This window comes from Bradyrhizobium sp. Ghvi, assembly GCF_900115265.1.
Classification (GTDB): domain Bacteria; phylum Pseudomonadota; class Alphaproteobacteria; order Rhizobiales; family Xanthobacteraceae; genus Bradyrhizobium.
On sequence record NZ_FOVU01000009.1, the window covers coordinates 154,953 to 176,183 of the forward strand.

The 21,231-nt window shown below is 61.6% G+C and carries 21 protein-coding genes; 16 read left to right on the forward strand and 5 right to left on the reverse strand.

Going from position 1 to position 21,231, the window contains the following annotated elements; all coding sequences use genetic code 11:
• Position 1: 1 nt before the first annotated feature.
• The 6 genes from BM374_RS28840 to BM374_RS28865 all read left to right on the forward strand — a co-directional run bounded on the left by BM374_RS28840 (position 2) and on the right by BM374_RS28865 (position 7,892).
• Positions 2–1,102 (forward strand): DegT/DnrJ/EryC1/StrS family aminotransferase, encoded by a 1,101-nt coding sequence (locus tag BM374_RS28840; protein WP_092300342.1) that lies wholly within the window; start codon positions 2–4, stop codon positions 1,100–1,102.
• 212 nt (positions 1,103–1,314) lie between these two features.
• Positions 1,315–2,313: an NAD-dependent 4,6-dehydratase LegB gene (locus BM374_RS28845; protein ID WP_092300346.1), complete on the forward strand. Its 999-nt coding sequence runs from the start codon at positions 1,315–1,317 to the stop codon at positions 2,311–2,313.
• Positions 2,314–2,318: 5 nt separating this feature from the next.
• Positions 2,319–3,539, forward strand: a complete 1,221-nt coding sequence (locus BM374_RS28850) for a LegC family aminotransferase (RefSeq protein ID WP_244552719.1) — start codon at positions 2,319–2,321, stop codon at positions 3,537–3,539.
• Positions 3,539–4,927 carry a hypothetical protein gene (locus BM374_RS28855; protein ID WP_092300349.1) on the forward strand — a complete coding sequence of 463 codons (1,389 nt, stop codon included), beginning with the start codon at positions 3,539–3,541 and terminating at the stop codon, positions 4,925–4,927. The genes BM374_RS28850 and BM374_RS28855 overlap by 1 nt, the downstream gene beginning before the upstream one ends.
• A 125-nt stretch (positions 4,928–5,052) precedes the next feature.
• Complete coding sequence (locus tag BM374_RS28860; RefSeq protein WP_177248589.1) at positions 5,053–6,315, forward strand: oligosaccharide flippase family protein; 1,263 nt, start codon at positions 5,053–5,055, stop codon at positions 6,313–6,315.
• A gap of 47 nt (positions 6,316–6,362) precedes the next feature.
• Entirely contained in the window at positions 6,363–7,892 is a 1,530-nt protein-coding gene (locus BM374_RS28865; protein ID WP_143270260.1) for a hypothetical protein, read from the forward strand.
• A 28-nt stretch (positions 7,893–7,920) separates the two neighbouring features.
• Here BM374_RS28865 and BM374_RS28870 read toward each other — a convergent pair whose 3' ends face one another.
• Positions 7,921–8,895 carry an NAD-dependent epimerase/dehydratase family protein gene (locus BM374_RS28870; protein ID WP_092300358.1) on the reverse strand — a complete coding sequence of 325 codons (975 nt, stop codon included), beginning with the start codon at positions 8,893–8,895 and terminating at the stop codon, positions 7,921–7,923.
• Positions 8,896–8,952: 57 nt separating this feature from the next.
• Positions 8,953–9,177 (reverse strand): hypothetical protein, encoded by a 225-nt coding sequence (locus tag BM374_RS38800; RefSeq protein WP_177248590.1) that lies wholly within the window; start codon positions 9,175–9,177, stop codon positions 8,953–8,955.
• Between the two features lie 30 nt (positions 9,178–9,207).
• On the opposite strand from BM374_RS38800, the gene BM374_RS28875 reads away from it, so the two are divergent.
• Positions 9,208–9,855, forward strand: a complete 648-nt coding sequence (locus BM374_RS28875; RefSeq protein WP_177248591.1) for an FkbM family methyltransferase — start codon at positions 9,208–9,210, stop codon at positions 9,853–9,855.
• A 13-nt stretch (positions 9,856–9,868) separates the two neighbouring features.
• Here BM374_RS28875 and BM374_RS28880 read toward each other — a convergent pair whose 3' ends face one another.
• The 3 genes from BM374_RS28880 to BM374_RS28890 form a co-directional block, all read right to left on the reverse strand.
• A complete protein-coding gene (locus BM374_RS28880; protein ID WP_092300364.1) occupies positions 9,869–11,023 on the reverse strand; it encodes a phytanoyl-CoA dioxygenase family protein in 1,155 nt (384 codons plus the stop codon).
• A 90-nt stretch (positions 11,024–11,113) separates the two neighbouring features.
• The gene (gene neuC, locus BM374_RS28885) at positions 11,114–12,307 is read right to left on the reverse strand and encodes a UDP-N-acetylglucosamine 2-epimerase (RefSeq protein WP_092300367.1); all 1,194 of its coding nucleotides are present in this window, start codon (positions 12,305–12,307) and stop codon (positions 11,114–11,116) included.
• The gene (locus BM374_RS28890; protein ID WP_244552725.1) at positions 12,304–13,050 is read right to left on the reverse strand and encodes an acylneuraminate cytidylyltransferase family protein; all 747 of its coding nucleotides are present in this window, start codon (positions 13,048–13,050) and stop codon (positions 12,304–12,306) included. Before BM374_RS28890 ends, neuC begins: the two co-directional genes overlap by 4 nt.
• Before the next feature lie 181 nt (positions 13,051–13,231).
• Here BM374_RS28890 and neuB point away from each other — a divergent pair, with 181 nt between their 5' ends.
• From neuB to hisH, 9 genes are read left to right on the forward strand one after another with little or no spacing between them, the layout of a single operon-like run.
• A complete protein-coding gene (gene neuB, locus BM374_RS28895) occupies positions 13,232–14,314 on the forward strand; it encodes an N-acetylneuraminate synthase (RefSeq protein ID WP_092300373.1) in 1,083 nt (360 codons plus the stop codon).
• A complete protein-coding gene (locus BM374_RS28900) occupies positions 14,311–14,937 on the forward strand; it encodes a NeuD/PglB/VioB family sugar acetyltransferase (RefSeq protein WP_092300376.1) in 627 nt (208 codons plus the stop codon). The genes neuB and BM374_RS28900 overlap by 4 nt, the downstream gene beginning before the upstream one ends.
• 12 nt (positions 14,938–14,949) lie before the next feature.
• Positions 14,950–15,990 (forward strand): nucleotidyltransferase family protein, encoded by a 1,041-nt coding sequence (locus BM374_RS28905; RefSeq protein ID WP_092300380.1) that lies wholly within the window; start codon positions 14,950–14,952, stop codon positions 15,988–15,990.
• The gene (locus tag BM374_RS28910) at positions 15,987–16,799 is read left to right on the forward strand and encodes an SDR family oxidoreductase (RefSeq protein ID WP_092300383.1); all 813 of its coding nucleotides are present in this window, start codon (positions 15,987–15,989) and stop codon (positions 16,797–16,799) included. The genes BM374_RS28905 and BM374_RS28910 overlap by 4 nt, the downstream gene beginning before the upstream one ends.
• 37 nt (positions 16,800–16,836) lie before the next feature.
• The gene (locus BM374_RS28915; protein WP_092300385.1) at positions 16,837–18,006 is read left to right on the forward strand and encodes an N-acetyl sugar amidotransferase; all 1,170 of its coding nucleotides are present in this window, start codon (positions 16,837–16,839) and stop codon (positions 18,004–18,006) included.
• Positions 18,007–18,036: 30 nt separating this feature from the next.
• Positions 18,037–18,975: a polysaccharide deacetylase family protein gene (locus BM374_RS28920; RefSeq protein ID WP_092300388.1), complete on the forward strand. Its 939-nt coding sequence runs from the start codon at positions 18,037–18,039 to the stop codon at positions 18,973–18,975.
• Positions 18,972–19,766 carry a formyltransferase family protein gene (locus BM374_RS28925; protein ID WP_092300391.1) on the forward strand — a complete coding sequence of 265 codons (795 nt, stop codon included), beginning with the start codon at positions 18,972–18,974 and terminating at the stop codon, positions 19,764–19,766. Before BM374_RS28920 ends, BM374_RS28925 begins: the two co-directional genes overlap by 4 nt.
• A 19-nt stretch (positions 19,767–19,785) precedes the next feature.
• Positions 19,786–20,598: a YdcF family protein gene (locus tag BM374_RS28930; protein ID WP_092300394.1), complete on the forward strand. Its 813-nt coding sequence runs from the start codon at positions 19,786–19,788 to the stop codon at positions 20,596–20,598.
• Positions 20,586–21,224 carry an imidazole glycerol phosphate synthase subunit HisH gene (gene hisH / locus BM374_RS28935; protein WP_092300397.1) on the forward strand — a complete coding sequence of 213 codons (639 nt, stop codon included), beginning with the start codon at positions 20,586–20,588 and terminating at the stop codon, positions 21,222–21,224. Before BM374_RS28930 ends, hisH begins: the two co-directional genes overlap by 13 nt.
• Positions 21,225–21,231 lie beyond the last annotated feature (7 nt).

Below are 21,231 nucleotides of genomic sequence, written 5' to 3' on the forward strand. Positions count from 1 at the left end.
AATGACGGTTCCCTTCGCTGATCTCCAGCTCCAGTATCAGAACATCAAGAGCGAGATCGACGCGGCAATCGCGGCCGTCATCCGCGACAACGCCTTCATCCGCGGCCCATTCGTCGATGCGTTCGAACGCGACTTCGCCAAGGCCGCATCGGTCAAGCATTGCGTCTCCTGCGCCAACGGGACCGATGCGCTGTATCTGGCTTTGGCCGCGCTGAAGGTGAAGCCGGGCGACGAGGTCATCACGACAGCGCATTCCTGGATTTCGACCTCTGCGATGATCACCCATGCGGGCGCCACGGTGAAGTTTTGCGATACCGACGGTGTGACGTTTACGATCGATCCCGCGGCGGTTGAGGCTGCGATCACGCCGCGCACGGTCGGCATCATTCCGGTGCACCTTTATGGTCAGCCCGCCGAGATGGACGCGATCATGGCGATCGCGAACAAGCATGGTTTGTGGGTGATCGAGGATTGTGCCCAGGCGCATCTGGCCCGCTACAAGGGCCAGATGGTCGGAACGTTCGGCGCGGCGGCAACCTATTCGTTTTATCCAGGCAAGAATCTTGGTGCGATGGGCGACGCTGGCGCCGTGGTCACGAATGACGCGGCGCTTGCCGACCACATGACCAAGCTGGCGCGCCATGGCGGTCTCGTGAAGCATCGGCACGAGATCGAGGGTGTCAACAGCCGGCTCGATGGCATGCAGGCTGCAATCCTCTCGGCAAAGCTTCCGCATCTGGCCGCCTGGACCGAGGCCCGAAAGCGCGCCGCCGCGATCTATGATGCCGGCCTCAATCAGATCGAGGGCGTGAGCGTCCCGCAGGTCGCGCCCGGACGTGATCACGTCTATCACCTCTACACCATCCGGCATCCGCGTCGCGATGCGCTGGCGGCGCACCTCAACGCCAATGGCGTGCAGACCGCAATCAACTATCCGACCGCGCTGCCGCTGCTTCAGGCTTATGCGCGATTCGGTCACACCGCGGCGCAATTTCCGCATGCCTACCGGGACCAGACCAGCATCCTGTCACTGCCGATGTTTGCCGAAATCACGCCGGCACAGCAGGAGAGCGTGGTCCGGCTCGTACGCGAATTTGCATAGCTCTGGCGGCGGGCCCGTTGCGCGCGAGATTTATTGATTTTTATCAAAGGCTTGTGCGTTACGCACGGTTGTATTTCGCGCCAACGGTTCCCGAGGCGCTTTGTCGGCCTGCACCGCATTCAAAACTGGCCTCCGGCGGCCGGAATGTTTAGAAGCGGCCGTGTTAGGTCGGCAGGCAGGTCGGGTGGCCTGGCCAAAGGGGAACAGGAACTTTGCGAAAAGTACTTTTGACGGGTGCAGGAGGATTCATCGGATCGCATCTCGCGGAAGAGCTGGTCCGGCGCAATATCGGGGTGCGCGCGTTCGTGCACTATAATAGCATGGGTTCGCACGGCTGGCTCGATTCCTCGCCCCCCGACATCCGCAGGGAGTTCGACGTCTTCGCCGGCAATGTGTGCGATCCCAACGGCGTGCGCACTGCGATGAAGGGATGCGACGCCGTGCTGCATCTCGCTGCGCTGATCGCTATTCCCTATTCGTACCATTCGCCCGACACCTATGTCGAAGCCAACATCCGCGGCACGCTCAACGTGCTGCAGGCAGCGCGCGATCTTGGCGTCGAAAAAGTGATCCATACGTCGACCAGCGAGGTCTACGGCACAGCTCAATTCGTTCCGATTACCGAGGAGCATCCGCTGCAGGGCCAGTCGCCTTACTCCGCGACCAAGATCGGTGCCGACCAGCTTGCGTTGTCGTTCGAGCGCTCATTCGGTACCCCGGTGACTGTGGTGCGGCCCTTCAACACCTATGGTCCGCGGCAATCGGCCCGCGCGGTGATCCCGACCATCATCACCCAGATCGCGGCAGGTGCGCGCAAGATCAAGCTCGGCAGCATCCATCCGACCCGCGACTTCAACTTCGTCGCTGACACTGTCGGTGGCTTCCTGGCTGCACTCGATACCAAGGCCGGTACCGGTGAGGTCATCAATGTCGGCAGCGCGTTCGAGATCTCGATCGGCGACACCGCGCGCCTGATCGCCGAGCTGATGGGAATTGAGATCGAGATTGAACACGACGACGTTCGCGTGCGCCCCGAGCGCAGCGAGGTCGAGCGGCTCTGGGCCTCCAACGCCAAAGCGCAGAGGCTGCTCGGTTGGTCGCCGCGTTTCGGCGGCATCGACGGCCTTCGCAAGGGTCTTGAACAGACGATTGCCTGGTTCACCAAGCAAGACAATTTGGCCCGCTATCGCGTCAATACCTACACGTTGTGAGCACCATGAGCATGTCCTCCGCGCAAGCGAGCCCGAACCATCCCGCCGCGCTTGACGTCAAGCCGGTGCTCGACGCCGTCGATGCCGCGCTCGGCTCAGCTCAGCGCCCGGTCGAGCTGCATGAGCCGCGGTTCGGGGATCGCGAGCGCGAGCTGGTGCTCGATTGCATCGATACCAACTGGGTGTCGTCGGCCGGCAAATACGTCACCCGTTTCGAGGAGATGGTGGCGGAGGCGACCGGCTCGCGCCACGCGGTGGCGATCGTCAACGGCACTGCGGCGCTACATGCGGCGTTGGTGCTGGAGGGCGTCGAGCCTGACGACGAGGTACTGCTACCCTCGATCACCTTCGTCGCCACCGCCAACGCCGTAAGCCATGCCGGCGCCGTGCCTCACTTTGTCGATTCGACCTGGGATACGCTGGGGCTCGATCCACGTGCGCTCGAAGCCCATCTCGATGCCGTCGCGGTGCAGCAGAACGGCACCTGGGTGAACAGGCATACCGGCCGCCGGCTTCGCGCTGTCGTTCCCGTGCACATTTTCGGTCATCCTGTCGACATGGTCGCGCTCGGCGCGGTTGCCGCTCGCTACGGGCTCGTGATCGTCGAGGATGCAACCGAGTCGCTCGGCTCGACCCTGAACGGCAAGGGCTGCGGCACCTTCGGCCATTCTGCGGTGCTCAGCTTCAACGGCAACAAGATCGTCACGACAGGTGGCGGCGGCATGATCGTGACCGACGACGAGGCGCATGCCCGCCACGCCCGACATTTCACCTCGACGGCCAAGAAGGCGCATGCTTGGGCCTTCGAGCACGACGAGATCGCCTACAATTACCGCCTGCCCAACATCAACGCCGCGCTCGGCTGCGCACAGATGGAGCGGCTAGGGGGAATGGTCGCGGCCAAGCGGGTCCTCGCCCAGCGCTATCTCGATGCCTTCCGTGATTTTCCCTGGGCGCGTATCTATCGCGAACCGAAGGGCTCCGAGAGCAATTATTGGCTCAATACGCTGGTGCTCGACCGCGAATACGCCCCCGAGCGCAACCGCTTGCTCGAGGCCCTGCACAGCCACGGCATTCGTGCGCGCCCGCTGTGGACGCCAATGCACCTGTTGCCGATGTACCGCGATTGTCCGCGCGCAGCGCTTCCCGTCGCCGAGGACATGAACAGGCGCTGCATCAACCTGCCGAGCAGTCCGTTCCTGGCTGAAAGCGCGAACGATCGCTGATGCCCCGGATCGTTTTCTTCGCGATTCACAGCACGACGGCCTGGTGGAAGTACCTGGCCTCGCGCATGACGTTTGCCGACGCCACGGTGATGAGCGATTTGCGCGGGGAGGGCGACTACACCCTGGTCGACGATTTCAATCGCTTCCTAGACCGCAGCGATGCCGCGGCCGCGGCGCTCGACCGATTTGGCCAGGACGGATGCGCCGACATCATCCTGCGCTGTCGCGTGCTCAGGAGCATTGATCGCGATCTCGCGCTCAGGATGATCGGCGGCATGACGCAGGCGATCGAGCTGGGTTTCGACAAGCTTGCCCCCGAGCTGGTCATGACATTCACCATCGATCGCTATGTCATGGACGTGATGGAGCGCGTCGCGCGGCGACGCGGTATCGATTTCCTGGAGATGACGATCTCGATCATCCCGGATCAGGTGATGTTGATGCGGCGCGGAAAGCCGATCCGACTTCGGGAGCCCTCCACGGATGATATCGACGCGGCGCTCGGTCAGCTCTGCCAACAAGATTTTGCGCCCGTCTATGTGCGTGACGCCAAACGTTTTTCGCTTGTCAAGTTCTGGCGGATTTTCGGTTATTACGCCCTGCGCGGTGCATTCTTCAACCTCTGCCGCTTTCTCAAGCGAGATCGCTACAATTGCCACTATCTCGACGCGCTGAAGCGGCTGAAGCACAAGGTGCGCATGCGCGACGTCACCGTGCTCGGGTTGCTCGACCAAGACTGGGACAATCGGCTCGCCGAAGTGGAGCACGAGCGACGGGTATTCCTCGGGCTCCAGCTGTTCCCCGAGGCTTCTATGGACTACTGGCTCGAATCGCAAGGCATGCTCGCACATGACGACGTGGTAGTGCGCTATTGCGAGGTGCTCGGTCGTGCCGGCTACCGCATCTTCGTCAAGGACCATCCGCTGCAATTCGGTTTTCGTCAGCGCGAGCTGTTCGAACGGCTGGTGAAGATGCCGGCCGTGGTGTTGGTGCCTTATGACGTGCCTGCGAATTTGCTGATTGAAAACTGCGCGGTGTCCGTCACGTTCACCGGTACGATCGGCTTTCAGGCGGCGCTCGCCGGGCTATGCTCTGTCGCGACAGAGCCTTACTACGCAACCGAGCAGCACTTCTTGCACATCCGCGACACGAGCGAGATCGACGGTCTCGCCGAGAAGCTTGAGCGATGGCAATCCCCTGACGATCTCGCTACGATGCGTCGCGCAATCATGCGGCACCTGGCGTCGATCAGCGTCGAGGGCGACTATTTCGGTTGGCGCAAGTTCGATCCCGATAACGAGGCATTGCGGACTTCAGTCGAGCCGTTGGCGCGTTCGTTGAACGCGCACCTGCCACAATTCATGAAGTCCTGCAGAGCCGTCGCTTGACGATCTCACAGGGAAAGCACTTGCAACCGATGTCGCCGTCCGGCGGAGATGGAAACAGCGCGATGCGATCTCGTCTGCTCGACCTCGTGACGCGACCGGCGGTTGCCGGCACGGTCGCGGCGCTGATGCTGCGCGCGCTGACGCTGGCGAGTCGCTTTTTGTTGTCGCTCCTGCTGGCGCGCATGTTGTCTCCGGCGGAGATGGGACAATATGGCCTGCTGACAGCGGCACTGGCCTTCGCCTTGCTCATGGTCGGCCTGGAGTTCTATTCCTACACCTTGCGCGAGCTGGTGCCGGCGAGCCCCGAGCAACGCGCGCGCATCATTGCCGACCAGATGGCGCTTGGCGCGATGGCGCTCCTCGCGGTCAGCATTGTGGTGGCGGGCGCGATTGCCACGGGTTCATTTCCGGCGCGCCTTGCGCCGTGGTTCATCCTGATCCTCGTCACCGAACATATTTCGCTGGAGGCGACGCGCATCCTGATCATCACCTGGCGGCCGGTTCGCGCCTATATCGGCGTGTTCCTGCGCGGTGGAATCTGGGTGTATGTGATCGCCGTGCTGATGTTCGCCGCGCCGTCGACACGCATGCTGGAGACCGTGCTGGTCTGGTGGGCTTTGGGCGGCGTGTTATCGATCGCCTTTTCTGCGTTCTCGCTTTCCGAGCTGCCATGGTGTGAGCTCAGGAGGTACCGGCCGGACATCGAGAACATCCGCACGGGCCTCAAGGTTGCGCGTCCCTTCATGCTGACGGCGGCGGGGGCGCTTATTATCTCTTATGTCGATCGCTTCATCATCGACGCTTTCGTTGGACGCGAGGCGCTCGGCATCTACACGTTCTATTCTACAATTCTCATCGGCCTATTGTCGCTGGGCAGTTCGGTGTCGCATCAGTTTTTGCCGAAGGTCATCGCAGGCTATGCGGCGGGCCGGGATGCCTATCGAATTTCCCTGCGGTCGTTCTTCTGGTCGATGCTGGCATTGGTCTCCTCAACGATGATCCTGTCTGCCTTTGCCATGGGGCCGGTGCTAACGTTGCTTCAGCTCTCGACCTATGCGGCAAACGTCGGCGTGTTCTATGCGATGCTCCCGGGGATATTCCTGCGCATGCTGGCGGATGTTCCATCCTACGCCCTTTATGCGGCGCGTTCGGACAAATGTCTTCTGGTCTGCAATCTCGGGTCCGCGGCGGTCTCGACGATATTGAATGTCGCGCTGATTCCCGTGCTCGGCATCTACGGCGCCGCACTTGCCGGAGGAGTGGCCAGTGCTGTGCTGTTCATCTCCCTAATCGGCTTCGCCATCCACCGGGTGGGCGAGAGTTTCAAGGAACTAGGTGCAACGGAAGCCATCGGTCTTCCCACCGATCCGGACATGCTCTATCCGTAACGACACGCCCCTGCGGCGGTCTGATTTTCTAGCCCGAGGAGTGCTTCTTGAGCGGCAATTTGCAACAGCGGCGCATTGCTTTGCTTGGCGTCCTCGCGTCCCCTGCCATTCTTATGACCGCGATCTGGCTCGGGGTGCTCCTCGCCGTGGCCTTTGGGCCAATCGACTATCCCGGACAGCCCTCTGCGGCTGTGCTCTCGCTGGTTGCGATTGGGCTGATGATCTTTCTCTTGTTCTATCAGGGGGGGAAGCTCGTCTTCGATCGTTGGTTCGTAAACCAGAATGCGTTGTCACAGATCTCCGCGCAGACGCTCAACAGCGTCACCTCAGCCGTTTCCCTGTTGGGCATCGTCGGCATCGCGCTGGTTGTGATCGATCGGACGCTTCTTAGCGGCGTGAGCAACGGCAATTATGCCGAGTTGCTGCGCTGTGCACCGGGGCTCGTCGATACGGTCGCGATCAAGCGTACGCCGCTGCTCTACGGCGGCTATGTGATGTTCTCCTTCGGCTTTGTTTCCGTGGTCCTTTTCCTGCTGAGGGGCGAGGAAATTAGGGGATGGGCCGCAGCATTGGCACAAATCTCCATCGTGTGCCCTGTCGCTTATGCGCTGCTCTACTCGGGACGGATGCCGATCCTATTCGTTCTCGTGCTCGTGGCGATGGCGATGCTCGTGCGGCTTACGCAGGGACGAACGCTCCTGCCGCGCGGCCATTATCTTCTGCTCAAGACCGCCATCGCCGTTGCGTTGTTTGCGGTCTATTCTAGTGCGATCTGGTTCACCAGACAAAGCTTTTGCATCCAGATGTCGCCTCTGATCACTGAATTGCAGCAGGAGAAAGTTCGACGCGATACAGTCGCGGCGGCGCAGGAGCCGGCCGCACCGAAAGAAACTCCGCGTTCCGAGGCCGGCGAACTCATCTCGGCTGCTGAGCTGAACAAACGGGTTGCCCAGGTGCAGGCGCTTCCACCGCCGGAATCCAGGCCAAGCTCGACAGGGGCTATTCTGGCGATGATGCTGGAAGCCTGGAACGTCAAACCGCGCGGCTACGTCGCCTCGGTGATCGAATCCGGTCGCGTGTCGGCGCACGAAGCCATGATCGGCCTCAGTACCTATTTCTATCTGACCCACGGCGTGCGGACGATCGATATCGTCTGGAAGTCTCGCGACAAATTCACCCCTCAATGGGGCGTGTACGAAGTTGGCGTGCTGTCGCCGCTACTGCGAGTTTTCGTCCCCGCGAGCGATCAGGTTGCGGTCATGGAGGCCGAACTGCGGGCCGCGCTGATCTACGGCTTCTTCCCGAGTGCCTGGGCTGCGGCCTTCATCGACTTTGGTTTTATCGGTGCTGTCATTTACGTGTCGATCTGGGGAGCGGTGGCCGGCTGGAGCGCGGCCGGAAGCAGGTATTCCGGCCGCATGACGCCTAGGTTGTTACTTGTATTCGTGCTCGCCAGCATTCTTCTCAGTCCCGTTCAGGGCCCTCTAGGCATGGCTAATTCGGCGCTGGTGCTAATATCGATGCTGGCGACCGGTCTGATGCTCGATCTGCCCAAGCTGCAGGCGCGGCCGGAATAGGACGCGGGCAAGCTCGAGGTCAGCAGGCCTACGACTTGGCCTCAACGCGCGCGGAGATTTCCCGCAGCCAGGCGACGGTTGCCGCGACGCCTTCCTCCATGGTGCAGGGAAGCGGACCGCAGACAGCTGCGGTCGGGCTGAGATCAAATTGATACTGTGTAAGCACATTGTTGAGGCGAAATGAATTGAATGGAAACCGCTTCAATCCGATGCTGTTGATCGCATCGCCGCAAAGCCCAAGCATATGGGCGCAGCTGCGCGGCAAATGCGGAATCGCACGCGCACCGAACGCGCGCTGAAATGAGTCGCTCCACGCGATCAGATCGATTGGCGTGTAGTCGGCGAGATAGAACGTCCGGCGATGGATTTGCTCGGCGGGGACGTCCAGGAGACGCCAATACTGGAACGCGATGTTCTCGATATAACTGTAGGATTTCCAAAGCGGACCATGTCCGACATGGAAATAGCGACCGCGTTCGATCATATGCAGGAAGCGCTGATAGTGCGCGCTCATGCCTGGCCCCCAGACGGTGGTCGGGCGCGCCAGGCACCATTCGCGGCCCGCGCCATCAGTGCTGCGGACGATCTCTTCGGTGCGCACCTTGCTCTTTCCGTACAGCGTGTCGGCCTTGTAGTCGGTGTCGCTGGTCGGCACATAGCCGACGCGGCAGACGAGCTGCGAGGAAGTCCATATTGCCCGCTGAACGGATGGCGTCCGCCTGATAGCCTCGACCAGATTTTCTACACCCTCGATATTGGCGTTGTAGCCGGAAAGGTTAGTCCTCTCGTCGAGATCGATGCGGGCGGCGAGATGGACCGCTGCATCGGGTGCGGCGCCAGTCACCGCTTTTATCAGGCCATCGGCATCGAGGATGTCGCACACGATGTCGGTGGTCTTGGCCGGGACCTTGTCGAGCCCCACGACCTCGCAATGTTCGGCGCGCAGCCGTCGCACCAGCGCCTGGCCGATGAAGCCGGAGCTTCCGGTCACTAGAACTTTCATGCTGATGTCGCTGTCTCTACCAACGGGGCGGTGGCTTGACCTGCCTGCCGAGCTGATCTACCAAACCGACCGGTCGATTGCAAACTGTGATACATCCATCGAGCTTAACGGCCATTTGCGATCGCGATCCTCCACCTCGGCTTTGGCCCAACCGGCTCTCGCTTCATGAAGGCATTCGTCTCGGCCGCGTTTCAGGCCATCAACAACGTCCTGGAACCCGTCGGGCTGCGCCTCATGCGCACCAATGCGCCGGTCAGGAGTTTTCGCCTGTTCTTCAAACATCTGAAGTCGCTCGGCTTCGATATGAGGACAGTGATCGACGTCGGCATTGCCTTCGGCACATCGCCAATCTACGACGCGTTTCCGCGCGCCAAGTATTTTCTGGTCGAGCCGGTGGCCGAATGCCGTCCGATTCTCGAGCAGCTCAAGCAGCGGCTCGATGCCGAATACTTTCTGGTCGCAGCCGGCGGCGATAATGGCGAGATCACATTTAACGTCCACGACGATATCTCGGGCTCGAGTATCTTTGCGCAAGTTGAGGGCAAGGCCCTGGACGGCGAGCCGCGGAAGACTCCGATGAGAAGGCTGGACTCGCTGTTGCCCGAGGCGCTGGAGCATCCGGTATTCCTGAAGATTGATACGCAGGGGGCCGAGCTCGAGGTGTTGAGGGGCCTCGGCACGCGCATCAGCGAGATCGATCTCATCATCCTCGAGACCACGATGATGCCGCTGCGGCACGGCATTCCCCAATTCGCGGATATCGTTCGCTTCTGTGACGACGCCGGCTTTGCAGTTTATGACGTGCTGGAGGGGCACATGCGCTCTCTGGACGGCGCGCTGGCCCAGATCGATCTGGCCTTCGTGCGCAAGGACAGCCCGCTGCGCAGTCAGACAGCCTACTTCAGCCCCGAACAACTCGCCGAATATCTCAAGCGCCCAAGCAAGCTGCGCAACGCGTAGTCCAGGTGTAACGTCAGATTTCCGCCAGGAGGATAAACAGGCAGCGACGCTCGCCCTTGTTGACCATACCGCCGCGGTGCATGCCGTTGCCGTCGAACAGCACGCAATTGCCGTAGTTCGAGGTCGCGGCGAAGTGGCCCTCGCGCAGCCGCGCCACCTCCGTCGAATTGTCGGGCAGGTCGCCGCCGAAATCAGCTTTCTTGCGCAGGAACGCCGGCAGCGCCATGAATTTCTTGCGTGCGTCGGGCCGTCGGCTGGAGAAGCCGGAGAAATCGTTGGTACGTCGGACCATGCCCTCGAACCAGCCGATCTTTGCGTTCTGGCTGCCGCGGATGTAGCAGAACGGACCGCCGTCCGGACCGATGTCATGGATGTAGATTGCGCATTTCAGCATGCCATAGGTAGCATCGATGTGCAGGTAGCTGCCCCAGGGATCGGCAAGTTGCGTATCCGGGAATACGCGCCTCCAGAATGCGAGGTCCTGGTCGTTGATCTGCGCGTTGACGTGCTTCACGCCGGCCGGCCGGCCGAGATAGGCGCTCGCCGCTTCCATGATGCCATAGCGCTTGAAGATATTTTCGACGGTGGCGAATGCCTGCGGATCGGCCGAGCGCGTGCACCAATAGACGTTGTCGTCGAACTTGCGCTTCTCCGGCGGAATGTTGGCGCGCCGCTCGTCGAGCTTGGCGAAGCCCGGATTGGTCACGCTGCGGATCTGCTCGATCTCGTCGGGCGCAAGTGTCAGGCAGACGATGCCGTCGGATTTGATCTTGTTGAGCAGCGCCGGGTTCGCGGGCTTGGCGGGACGACGCGCGCCGGTCAGGGCGCCGATCGCGCGGCTCGCACGGATGCGCGCATACATCGAGATGTAGCGGAGTGCCGTCCTTGCGTTAAGCCCGCTGAAGCCGGCTTCCTTGGTCAGCAGCGGCATGTTGTCGTAGTCAACGATGCGGCGGATTGTGACGAAGGCGAACGTGCGCAGGAATACGTTCAGCGCGTAGATGCGCTCACGGAATGTCGGCTTCGGCAGCATGCCGCCGTAGGCGGGATGCGCATCGTAATCAATCGCGGGAAGCGTGGTGCCGCGATAAGGCGGAATCGGAAGCTCACCAATCTCGACGGCGCGGGCCACCGGCGTCACGTCGGAAAGTGAATCGATCGTCGTCATGTCGCGTTCTCCCGGAACGAGCGTGGTTCGTTTCAAGCTCGCCTCGATCTATACAGCCTGAGGCGCCGCACAGGCAATAATCGCGGGCACTTATCCGATCATTCCGGGCAACTCCGGTGTTGCCGCTAAATCATGGAAATGCTTCGGAAAAGCGCGTTTGATGTCGATCGTTCTAAGGGTTCCAGCGATTGCGTCAGACGCACCCCCACGGCCATAGGGCGGAACTATGCCCGGATCGGGCTGGAACTGGCCCTCGAAGATGCGCGTCAGGCTGGCGAGAATGGTTGTCGAATCGGCCGGGCAATCGATGACCGAGGCGGCGCGAAGTCGCCCCTTCTGGCGATCACCGATGTTTATCGTGGGCACGCCAACCGCCGGCGCCTCCAGGATGCCGCTGGAGGAGTTGCCGACCACGGCGTCCGCGAGCCGCAATGCCGCCCAATAGCGCTCGCTGCCGAGCGAGGTGAAGAGATGGGCGCGATCGCCGTGCGTCGCGACAAACGCCCTGACTGCGTGGTCGATGGCGCGATAGCCCGGATCGGCATTCACGCCGGTGAAGATAAAGCTGCGGTCCTGGACCTCGGCGAGCGCGCCGAAGAGCGCTGCGATGTTGGCGGCGTCAGCCTGCGGCCGCGCCGTGGTCGGATGCAGGGTCACAAGCAGGAAGCGCTCAGGGCCGGCGATGCCGAGCATTGCGAACAACTCGGCGCGGTTCGGGGGGGGCGCGGTATCCGCTAGATCGAGGCCGGGCGCGCCGACGTTGAAGACGAGATCTGGCGGTTCCCCCATCTGAATCACGCGCTGGCGATAGGGCTCGGCGGCGACGAAATGCAGGCAGGCCATCTTGGTGATGGCGTGGCGGATGGCGTCGTCGAAGGCGCCCGCGGTGATCTCGCCGCCATGGATGTGCGCTATCGGGATGTTCAAGAGCGTCGCTGCAACGGCTGCGGCTAACACCTCGTAGCGGTCGCCAAGCACAACAAGGATGTCAGGCGCGAGCTTCGGCAGCACCTCGGCAAAGCCGGTGACGCCGAGGCCGGTGCCGCGCGCGATCGTCTCGGCGCGGTCGTCATCGAGTGCGAAGTTGATCTTTGCGGCGATCGGAAAGCCGTCGGCCTCGATTGCCCGCCAGGTCTCGCCGAAGCGCGGCACCAGATGCATGCCGCAGGCGATCACGCTCAGCGCAACGTCGTCGGCCGCCTTCAGCCGCGTCAGGATGCCCCGCAGCAGACCGTAGTCGGCGCGCGAACCCGTGACGACGGCGATACGGCGGCGTGCGCTCATGACAGCCGCCGCCAGGGCGAAGCGTCGAGCATGCCGTGCTCGACGACGTAGGACGCGTAGGCGAGATCGGCCGCGCTCTCGATTTCGATCGAATGCATGCGGTCCATCATGATGCCGTAGCTCGCGGACGGATCGGCATAGATCTTGCGATGTTTGCGCATCGCGTCCCAGCCGACAAGATAGAGCGCGCCGTTCATGGTGACTTCGACGGCCTGATCCTGCCGTCGCTGCGCCGTCGTGGTCAGCATTTTCTCGACAATGCTTCCAATCGAGCCGTCCGGGCCAAGCGTCCCGACGAAGATTGAGGAGACCTCGGTCTCGCGCATGCCGACCACGAGGCTCGCCTTGCGCGCGGCAAACAGTTCGACGGCCGCGTCGAAATGCTTTGGCGTCGCGAAGGGCGAGGAGGGTTCCAGCAGCATGATGGCCTCGTAGCGCCGCTTCTCATGCGTCTCGATCCAATCCATGGCGTGCAGCACCACGTCGTTGGAGGAGGCGGTGTCGGTCGCGAGTTCGGCCGGCCGCTCGAACAGCATTTCGGCACCATACCGCGTTGCCTCGGCGCGGATCTCGGCGCTGTCGCTGGAGACGATCAGGCGCGAGCAGTAGCGGGACTGCTTTGCGGCGATCGCCTTGTAACCTGTCAGGCTGAGGCCGCCGATTTCGCGAAGATTCTTGCCGGGCAGGCCCTTCGATCCGCCGCGGCCGACCAGCAGAAACAATATTTCGGGCGAGTTTGTCATTGGCAACTGGCAATCCTGCGTCAGGGTCATTGCGAACAAGCGCGATTCGTCACTCTGCGGCCTTTGCGAGGCCCTGGGGAACGCCGCAAACCGCTAGCCTGCGTTGCTTTTACCAGCGTGCTCGACTAAGACAACCACCTGATTGGCGGGCGATTTCGCTTCGCCCCGGCGACAAAACCCCATGCATCGCAAAACCTTGATCATTGCTGAGGCTGGCGTCAACCACAATGGCGATCGCGCGCGCGCGATGGCGCTCGTGGAGGCGGCGGCGCGGGCGGGGGCCGACGCCGTCAAGTTTCAGTCGTTCCGAGCCGACAAGCTCGCGACCGCCGGGGCGGCGAAGGCAAGCTACCAGCAAGCGACCACGGGAACGGCACAGTCGCAGCTCGACATGCTGCGTGCGCTCGAGCTCAGCCCTGATGACGAGGAGCAGATCGCAGCGGCCTGCGCGGCGTCCAACATTACCTATATGTCGACGCCGTTCGATGCCGATAGCGCCACGCATCTGGTCCGCCGCATCGGTGTCTCCTCGCTGAAGGTCGGCTCGGGCGACCTGACCAATGCGCCGCTCTTGCTGCATCTGGCGCGGTTTGGCCTGCCGATCATCCTGTCGACCGGGATGGGGACACTCGCCGAAGTGGAGCTGGCGCTTGGCGTCATTGCCTTCGGTTATCTCCGTGAGGCGACGGCGCGGCCGACGCCCGCTGATTTCGCGAATTTGTTGCTCGACCGCGCGACCTGGACGGAGCTGCGCGCAAAAGTCACGTTGCTGCATTGTACCACCGAATATCCGGCCGATCCGCAATCGATCAATCTGCGCGCGATGGCGACGCTGCGCGATGCGTTTGGCCTGCCTGTCGGCTTCTCCGACCACAGCCGTGGTATCCACATCGCTTCGGCAGCGGTGGCGCTCGGTGGCACCGTGATCGAAAAGCACTTGACGCTCGATCGCAATCTGCCGGGGCCTGACCACCGCGCCTCGATCGAGCCGGATGAAATGGCGGCGATGATCGCCGCGATCCGCGACGTCGAAGCCGCGCTGGGTGATGGCCGCAAGGTGCCTGCGCCGGAGGAGATTCCAAACCGCGTAGTAGCCCGCCGCAGTCTCGTTGTGCTTCGTCCTGTGCGCGCCGGAGAGCGCTTCACGGAAGACAATCTCGGCGTCAAGCGCCCGGGCGGCGGCATTCCGCCGATCGAATATTGGAGCTATCTCGGCAAGGCCGCCGCGCGCGACTATGCGGCCAACGAAGCGCTTGAGCCATGAGTTTCATCGTGCTTTGCGCCGGCGGTCACGCCCGTGTCGTCATCGAAGCGTTGCTGAGCTGTGGCATCCATCCCGCAGCCGTCGCCGACCGCAACGTCGCACGGATTGGCGAGGCGATTGGTGGTGTCAAGATCACGGGATCGGACGACGACGTGTTGAAGATGGCCGCCGACACGGTCGAGCTGGCCAATGGTCTCGGCAATCGTGCCTCGCGTAGCGATTCAGGGTTGTCGGGCCGGCGCGCCCTGTTCGATCGGTTTGCCGCCCAGGGTTACAAGTTTCCTGTGATCGCACATGCCTCCGCCGTCGTTGCATCCGATGCACAACTCGGCGACGGGGCGCAGGTGATGGCGGGCGCCGTGATCCAGCCGGCGGCGCGGATCGGGCGAAACGTCCTGGTAAATACGCGCGCGGTGGTCGAGCACGATTGCATTGTCGGCGATCACGCGCATGTCGCCCCGGGGGCGGTGCTGTGCGGGGGGGTATCGATCGGCGAGAGCGTCCATATCGGCGCTGCGGCCGTTGTGTTGGTCGGCGTCAAGGTGGGCGCCGGAGCCGTCGTTGCCGCGGGCGCGGTGGTTAAAAAGGATGTCGCGGCCGGCGGGTTCGCCGGCAACGAATAGGATTGGTTTGTCATGAAGGGTGCTTTCGTCGTCAATGAAGATACGCCGCTGATCGAAACGCTGCGGCGGATCGATCAGGGTAATCTGCAGCTCGCCATCGTCGAGCGCGAAGGCAGGATCGTCGGCACCGTCACCGACGGCGACGTGCGGCGCGCGCTGCTTGGCGGCGTCGGCCTCGACGCCTCAGTTAGGCTCGTGATGAACCGCACGCCGATCACGGCGTCGGTCGGGATTTCGAATCCGGCCGCGCTCAATCTTATGCGCAAGCATTCGATCCATCAGCTCCCGCTTGTCGATCCCGAGGGGCGGGTGGTCGAGGTCAAGCTGATCGATGATCTCGCGCTCGCGCAGCAATCCGATCATTGGGTCGTGCTGATGGCCGGCGGTCTCGGTTCGCGGCTGAAGCCGCTTACCGACGAGATCCCGAAGCCGCTCATTCGCGTCGGCGACAAGCCGATCCTGGAGACCGTGCTCGGCGGCTTCGTAAAGGCAGGCTTCGGCAAATTCTTCATCTCGGTCAATTACAAGGCCGACATGATCCGCGATTATTTCGGCGATGGGTCGGCTTGGGGCGTGGAGATCAACTATCTCCAGGAGAACGAACGGCTCGGTACTGCGGGGGCCCTGTCGCTGCTGCCGGAGCGGCCGACCCAGCCATTCTTCGTCATGAACGGTGATCTGCTGACGACGGTGAATTTTGAGCAGATGCTGAAATATCATCGCGAGCACCAGGCTTTCTCCACGGTTTGTGTGCGCGAGCATTCGGTGACCGTGCCGTTCGGCGTGATCGATTTCGACGACCATCGCCTGGTCCGCATTCGCGAGAAGCCGACGCAGAAATTCTTCGTCAATGCCGGCGTCTATCTGCTCGATCCCGGCGTGCTCGATCATCTCGACGCCAACGAGGCCGTCGACATGCCGACGCTCATCGAGCGGACCATCGCGAAAGACAAGCCGTCCGTTGTGTTCCCGCTGCGGGAGTACTGGATCGACGTCGGCCGTCTCGACGATCTGCAGCGTGCCTCCGACGAGTTCCAGAGGATATTCGGATGAACACTGAACGCTCCCTCCGCGAGATGATGTCGCTCAACGGCCGCGTCGCCGTTGTCACCGGCGGCGCTGGCCATATCGGCCGCGCGATTGCCTCGGGTCTTGCCGAACTCGGTGCCGCCATCGCCCTGGTCGATATCGCGGCTTCCGCGGGCACTGAGGCGGCGGCGAAGCTCACCGCCGATCATTCGGTCAAGGCTGCGATTTTCGACTGCGATTTCGAGCGGAGCGACGCCGTGAAGGATCTGCCGCAGCGGGTGCGCGAGACATTTGGTGGCATCGACATCATCGTCAATTGCGCCGCCTTCGTCGGCACCAGCGGGCTGGAAGGCTGGGCGGTGCCGTTCGAGCAGCAGTCGGATGCGACCTGGCGGCGGGCGATCGAGGTCAACCTCACCGCGCCCTTCGTGCTGATCCAGGCCGCGGCCGGGGACCTTGCAAGGTCCGGCCATGGTAGTGTGATCAATATTTCCTCGATCTACGGCCTCGCCGGGCCCGATTGGCGGCTCTACGAAGGAACGCCGCTCGGGAACCCGGCCGCCTATGCCGCGAGCAAGGGGGGGCTGATCCAGATGACACGCTGGCTGGCGACGACGATGGCGCCAAAGGTCCGCGTCAATGCGGTCGCGCCAGGGGGCGTCTTCAGGGCCACGCCGGAGCCGTTTTTGAGCCGCTATGTGGCCCGGACGCCACTTGCCCGCATGGCACGCGAGGACGATATGAAGGGCGCTGTGGCCTACCTTGCGAGCGATCTGGCAGCCTATGTGACGGGCCAGTGCATTGCGGTCGACGGGGGGTGGACGGCGTGGTAAGCCAGCAGCAAATCATTCAATTGCGAGAATCTCCGAAATGTTGAGCTGTAGCAAATGCTTATTGCCGGAAACGGCAGAGGCCACGTCGTTCGACGAAGCCGGTTCGTGCAGCGTCTGCGCCCAGATCGAGGTCCGGGACACCCAGATCAATTGGGAAGAGCGCCACGACCAGATGATGGAACTGGTCGCGCAATATCGCGACAAGGGGCTGTACGACTGCATCGTGCCCTATTCGGGAGGCAAGGACAGCGTTTTCCAGCTCTGGTACGTCGTCAAAAAGCTCGGTCTGAAGCCCTTGGTGGTGCGCTTCGACCATTGGTTCTACCGTCCGCTGGTCGAAGAGAATAACACCAGCGTCTTCAAGCAGCTTGGCGTCGACGTGCTGAACTTCACGCCGAACTGGCATGTTGTACGTGAGCTGATGCTAGAATCGCTGAAGCGCCGCGGCGACTTCTGCTGGCACTGCCACACCGGAATCTACGCCCACACCATGCAGATCGCGATCCGTTACGAGACGCCGCTGCTGATCTGGGGCGAAAGTCTGGCGGAATACCAATCGTTCTATTCCTACGACGAGATGGAAGAGGTCGACGAGAAGCGCTTCAACCGCGTCATGAATCTCGGCATCACCGCCGATGACATGTACGAATTCCTCGGCGGCCGTGTTGCGCGACGCGATCTTTATCCGTTCGCTTATCCTGCCAGGAAAGACCTGATGCGGATCAAGTGCCGGTCAGTCTGTCTCGGCAACTACATCAAGTGGGATACCAAGAAGCACGTCGAGATCATCAAGCGCGAGCTCGGCTGGAAGGGCCAGGAGGTCGAGGGCATCCCGCCGGAGTATGATTACGAGAAGATCGAGTGCTTCTTCCAGGGCGTGCGCGACTACCTGAAATACATCAAGCGCGGCATGGGACGGACCAATCACCTGGTCAACATCGATATCCGAAACGGTCGCATCAGCCGTGACGAAGGGCTTGCGCTCGTCAACGAATTTGATGGCAAGCGTCCGCCGAGCCTCGACCTGTTCCTCAATTATCTCGATTTGACGGAGGAGCAGTTCCTTGACGTGGCTATGCGTCACCAAGTCGATCCGTGGCAATTCTCGCCCAACGAGGTGAAGAGCGGCCGGGTGATGCCTGATATGGATAAGTGGGACAGGACAGACGTGCCGTGGCCAAACCATCCGGGAATCAAGCTGGGATAATCGAACGGTGGTGCGAGGAAAGCGCGCTTGATGCAGAACACGAGAGCTGCGGCTCCCGCTTTGATGTTTCATCATTTTTGCGGTGAGCATCACCCTCGCGGGCAGGGGGCGATCAGCGCTGACGAACTCGCCACTTTGATCGAGCATGTCGGGCCGGGAAACATCCTCCCGGCGCGAGAGTGGCTGTCGGCATTCCGAGGCGGCACGCTGCAGCCGCAACAGACCTGTCTTACCTTTGACGACAATCTGAAGTGCCAACTCGACGTGGCGGTCCCGGTGCTCGAGCACTACGGCCTAACCGGATTCTGGTTCGTCTACACCTGCTATTCGACGGACCGGCGGCTGCCTCGTCTCGAAGTATACAGGTATTTTCGGACGGTTCGCTTCGCTGACATCGAAGACTTCTACAAGGAGTTTTTCGGGCTTGCCGCCCAGCTCTACGGTGATGAGGTCACGACGTGGCTAGCGCGCTTCGATCGCTTGCGCTTTCCAATGTATCCCTCGTTCTATAGCCTCAATGACTGCAAGTTTCGCCAGAGCCGCGATGCGCTGTTGGGTGAGGAGCGCTATTTTGCCGTGATGGACCGGATGCTCGCAAACCATGGCCTTGATCCGGACGAGATCGCGCGTGCTGTTTTGATGAGCGATGACGAGATAGCGAAGTTGCACCGCAGGGGGCATGTTGTCGGCCTGCATTCGCATACGCATCCCACCGACCTTGCTCGCTTCGCGGAAGACCGGCAGGCGTGGGAATACGAGCGGAACTTCGCTGCCCTAGAGACGATTCTCGGCGAGAAGCCCACGACGATGTCACACCCCTGCAATTCCTACGACGGGTCGACACTGCGGCTGCTCGATCGCCTTGGGATCGAGGTCGGCTTTCGCGCCGATGCAGACCAGGCCGCCTATTCCTCGCTGGAATTGCCGCGTCGGGATCATAGCGTTTTGATACGGGAGGTGGTGCAGTGAGGGTGACGGTATTTACCAGCAATCAGCCGCGGCATTTTCGGCTCATCGAGAAGTTGGCGAACGTCGCCGATCATGTATTTGCAATCCAGGAATGCACGACGCTCTTTCCCGGCAAGAAGAAGGACTACTATGTCGCCTCTCCGGTGATGGAGGAGTATTTCTTCCATGTGCGTGCGGCGGAAAAGCAAACGTTCGGAGATGTGGCGTTTCCTCCAGACAATGTTACGTCTCTCGCTCTCTTTCTCGGTGACATCAACGATGTCGACATGAAGGCGCTCGCACCGGCGCTGCAGTCCGACTACTACGTGGTGTTCGGTGCGAGCTTCCTAAAGGGCCCGCTCGCCGAGTTCCTGATCGAGAAGCGGGCAATCAACATTCACATGGGCGCATCGCCCTACTACCGCGGCAATTCCTGCAATTTTTGGGCGATTGAAGACGGTCACGCCGACTACGTCTGCGGAACCATTCATATGATCACGAAAGGACTGGATAGCGGTCCAATCCTGTTTCACGCCCTTCCCAAGCCACAAACGGTCGACCCGTTCCTGCTCGGCATGATCTCGGTCGACGTCGCGCAGAATGCGGTCGCCCAGCACATTAAGAACGGTTCTCTGTACGATGCCCCCGCGGTTCCTCAGGATCGCTCGCAGGAACTGCGTTACACCAAGAACGTGGAATTCACGGATGAAGTGGCGAGCCGTTATTTGAGGATGCGGCCGTCGCCCGAGACCGTTAGGGCAATTCTCGACAAGAGAGACTTGTCGAAGTTCATCAATCCAGTCGTGCTGTGAAGGTCGCGCGAGGGCTTAGATGTTCTCCACTCTGTCCAAGATATCTCGGCTTCTGCTGGAGCCGGCGGCATTCTTGGTGATATGCAGTGTCGCCGGGCTTGTCCTAATCCATTCCGGGGTTCTGGAGACCGGCAAAGCGGTCGCCACTGTCGGGCTCTTGGGTCTCGTCGGCTTCGGCTTCGGGCCGCTCACCAGCATTGCGGTATGGATGCTCGAAAACCGCTTTCCCCAAGTGACCGAAATCAACGGTCGGGTCGATGGGATCGTGGTGCTTGGCGGCGGCGAGCGTTTGACCAGAGGGCAACTCGTGGTGGGATCGGCCGCCAGATTGCTGACAGCAGTGGACATCGCCCGGAGGTACCCGGCTGCACAATTGCTGTTTTCCGGTGGGGTTGCGAACTCCTTTGGGACGAAGGACACGCAGGAAGCTTCGATCGCCCGACATGTCCTCGTGCTGTTGGGGCTCGATGTGAAGCGTGTCCAGATCGAAGACTGTGCCCGCAACACGCGCGAAAGTGCCGTCTATATTGCAGAGAGGTATCCGCTCCCGAAATCGGAGCGCTGGCTTCTGATCACCTCCGCCGTCCACATGCCACGGGCGATCGGCGCTTTTCGCGCGATGGGGATCGACGTCATTCCCTATCCGGTTGACTATAGCCTCGCGGCCGACTTCAGGCCGTTTGATCTGCGTCGCGGCGTAGGCGCCTGGCTCGTGCTGGCCGAGGGAGCCGCCCGGGAATGGATGGGGTTGATCGTCTATCGCCTTGCTGGTTATACTTCAAAGGTGTTGCCTGGCCCACTTGATCCGAAGGTAGGTGAATGTCGGGCGTAGCGATCGTCGATTACGGCATCAACAACGTGCGCTCGGTGAAGAACGCCGTCGAATATTGTGGCTTCGATCCGGTCGTGACCCATGATGCCGACGCGATTGCGGATGCTTCCCACGTCATCCTGCCCGGAGTCGGCGCGTTCGGCGACGCCATGATCAACATCCGCGCCCGCGGCATCGATGAAATCCTCGAGCGCCAGGTCCGCGAGAAGGGCAAGCCGTTCCTTGCGGTGTGCCTCGGGATGCAGCTGCTCGCCAAGACCTCCGAGGAGCACGCCGATGACGGCGTTGTACATCGCGGGCTCGGCTGGTTCGACGCCGACGTTCTGCGGCTGATGCCGAACGATCCTGCCTTGAAGATCCCGCATATGGGATGGAACATGGTGGCGAAGGAGCGCAACCATCCGATCCTCGCCAATATCCGCGAGAGCAATCTGGCGTTTTATTTCGTACATTCCTTCGCCATGCGCTGCAGGGATCACGGCGACGTGGTTGGCTTCGCCCAGTACGGCCAACCGGTGACCGCGATCATCTCGCGCGACAATATCGCCGCCACGCAGTTCCATCCCGAGAAGAGCCAGGACACCGGGATCGAGCTGATGAGCAATTTCCTGCGCTGGAATCCCTAAAGTTCTC

Excerpts from the sequence above, each read along its gene's own strand:
- BM374_RS28910 (WP_092300383.1), top strand. The coding sequence starts at position 15,987 with ATGAACACTGAACGCTCCCTCCGCGAGATGATGTCGCTCAACGGCCGC.
- BM374_RS28900 (WP_092300376.1), top strand. The coding sequence starts at position 14,311 with ATGAGTTTCATCGTGCTTTGCGCCGGCGGTCACGCCCGTGTCGTCATC.
- BM374_RS28905 (WP_092300380.1), top strand. The coding sequence starts at position 14,950 with ATGAAGGGTGCTTTCGTCGTCAATGAAGATACGCCGCTGATCGAAACG.
- neuB (WP_092300373.1), top strand. The coding sequence starts at position 13,232 with ATGCATCGCAAAACCTTGATCATTGCTGAGGCTGGCGTCAACCACAAT.
- BM374_RS38800 (WP_177248590.1), bottom strand. The coding sequence starts at position 9,177 with ATGTTTGAAGAACAGGCGAAAACTCCTGACCGGCGCATTGGTGCGCAT.
- BM374_RS28855 (WP_092300349.1), top strand. The coding sequence starts at position 3,539 with ATGCCCCGGATCGTTTTCTTCGCGATTCACAGCACGACGGCCTGGTGG.
- BM374_RS28890 (WP_244552725.1), bottom strand. The coding sequence starts at position 13,050 with ATGACAAACTCGCCCGAAATATTGTTTCTGCTGGTCGGCCGCGGCGGA.
- BM374_RS28930 (WP_092300394.1), top strand. The coding sequence starts at position 19,786 with ATGTTCTCCACTCTGTCCAAGATATCTCGGCTTCTGCTGGAGCCGGCG.
- BM374_RS28860 (WP_177248589.1), top strand. The coding sequence starts at position 5,053 with ATGCTGCGCGCGCTGACGCTGGCGAGTCGCTTTTTGTTGTCGCTCCTG.
- BM374_RS28915 (WP_092300385.1), top strand. The coding sequence starts at position 16,837 with ATGTTGAGCTGTAGCAAATGCTTATTGCCGGAAACGGCAGAGGCCACG.
- BM374_RS28840 (WP_092300342.1), top strand. The coding sequence starts at position 2 with ATGACGGTTCCCTTCGCTGATCTCCAGCTCCAGTATCAGAACATCAAG.
- hisH (WP_092300397.1), top strand. The coding sequence starts at position 20,586 with ATGTCGGGCGTAGCGATCGTCGATTACGGCATCAACAACGTGCGCTCG.
- BM374_RS28850 (WP_244552719.1), top strand. The coding sequence starts at position 2,319 with ATGAGCATGTCCTCCGCGCAAGCGAGCCCGAACCATCCCGCCGCGCTT.
- neuC (WP_092300367.1), bottom strand. The coding sequence starts at position 12,307 with ATGAGCGCACGCCGCCGTATCGCCGTCGTCACGGGTTCGCGCGCCGAC.
- BM374_RS28920 (WP_092300388.1), top strand. The coding sequence starts at position 18,037 with ATGCAGAACACGAGAGCTGCGGCTCCCGCTTTGATGTTTCATCATTTT.
- BM374_RS28870 (WP_092300358.1), bottom strand. The coding sequence starts at position 8,895 with ATGAAAGTTCTAGTGACCGGAAGCTCCGGCTTCATCGGCCAGGCGCTG.
- BM374_RS28880 (WP_092300364.1), bottom strand. The coding sequence starts at position 11,023 with ATGACGACGATCGATTCACTTTCCGACGTGACGCCGGTGGCCCGCGCC.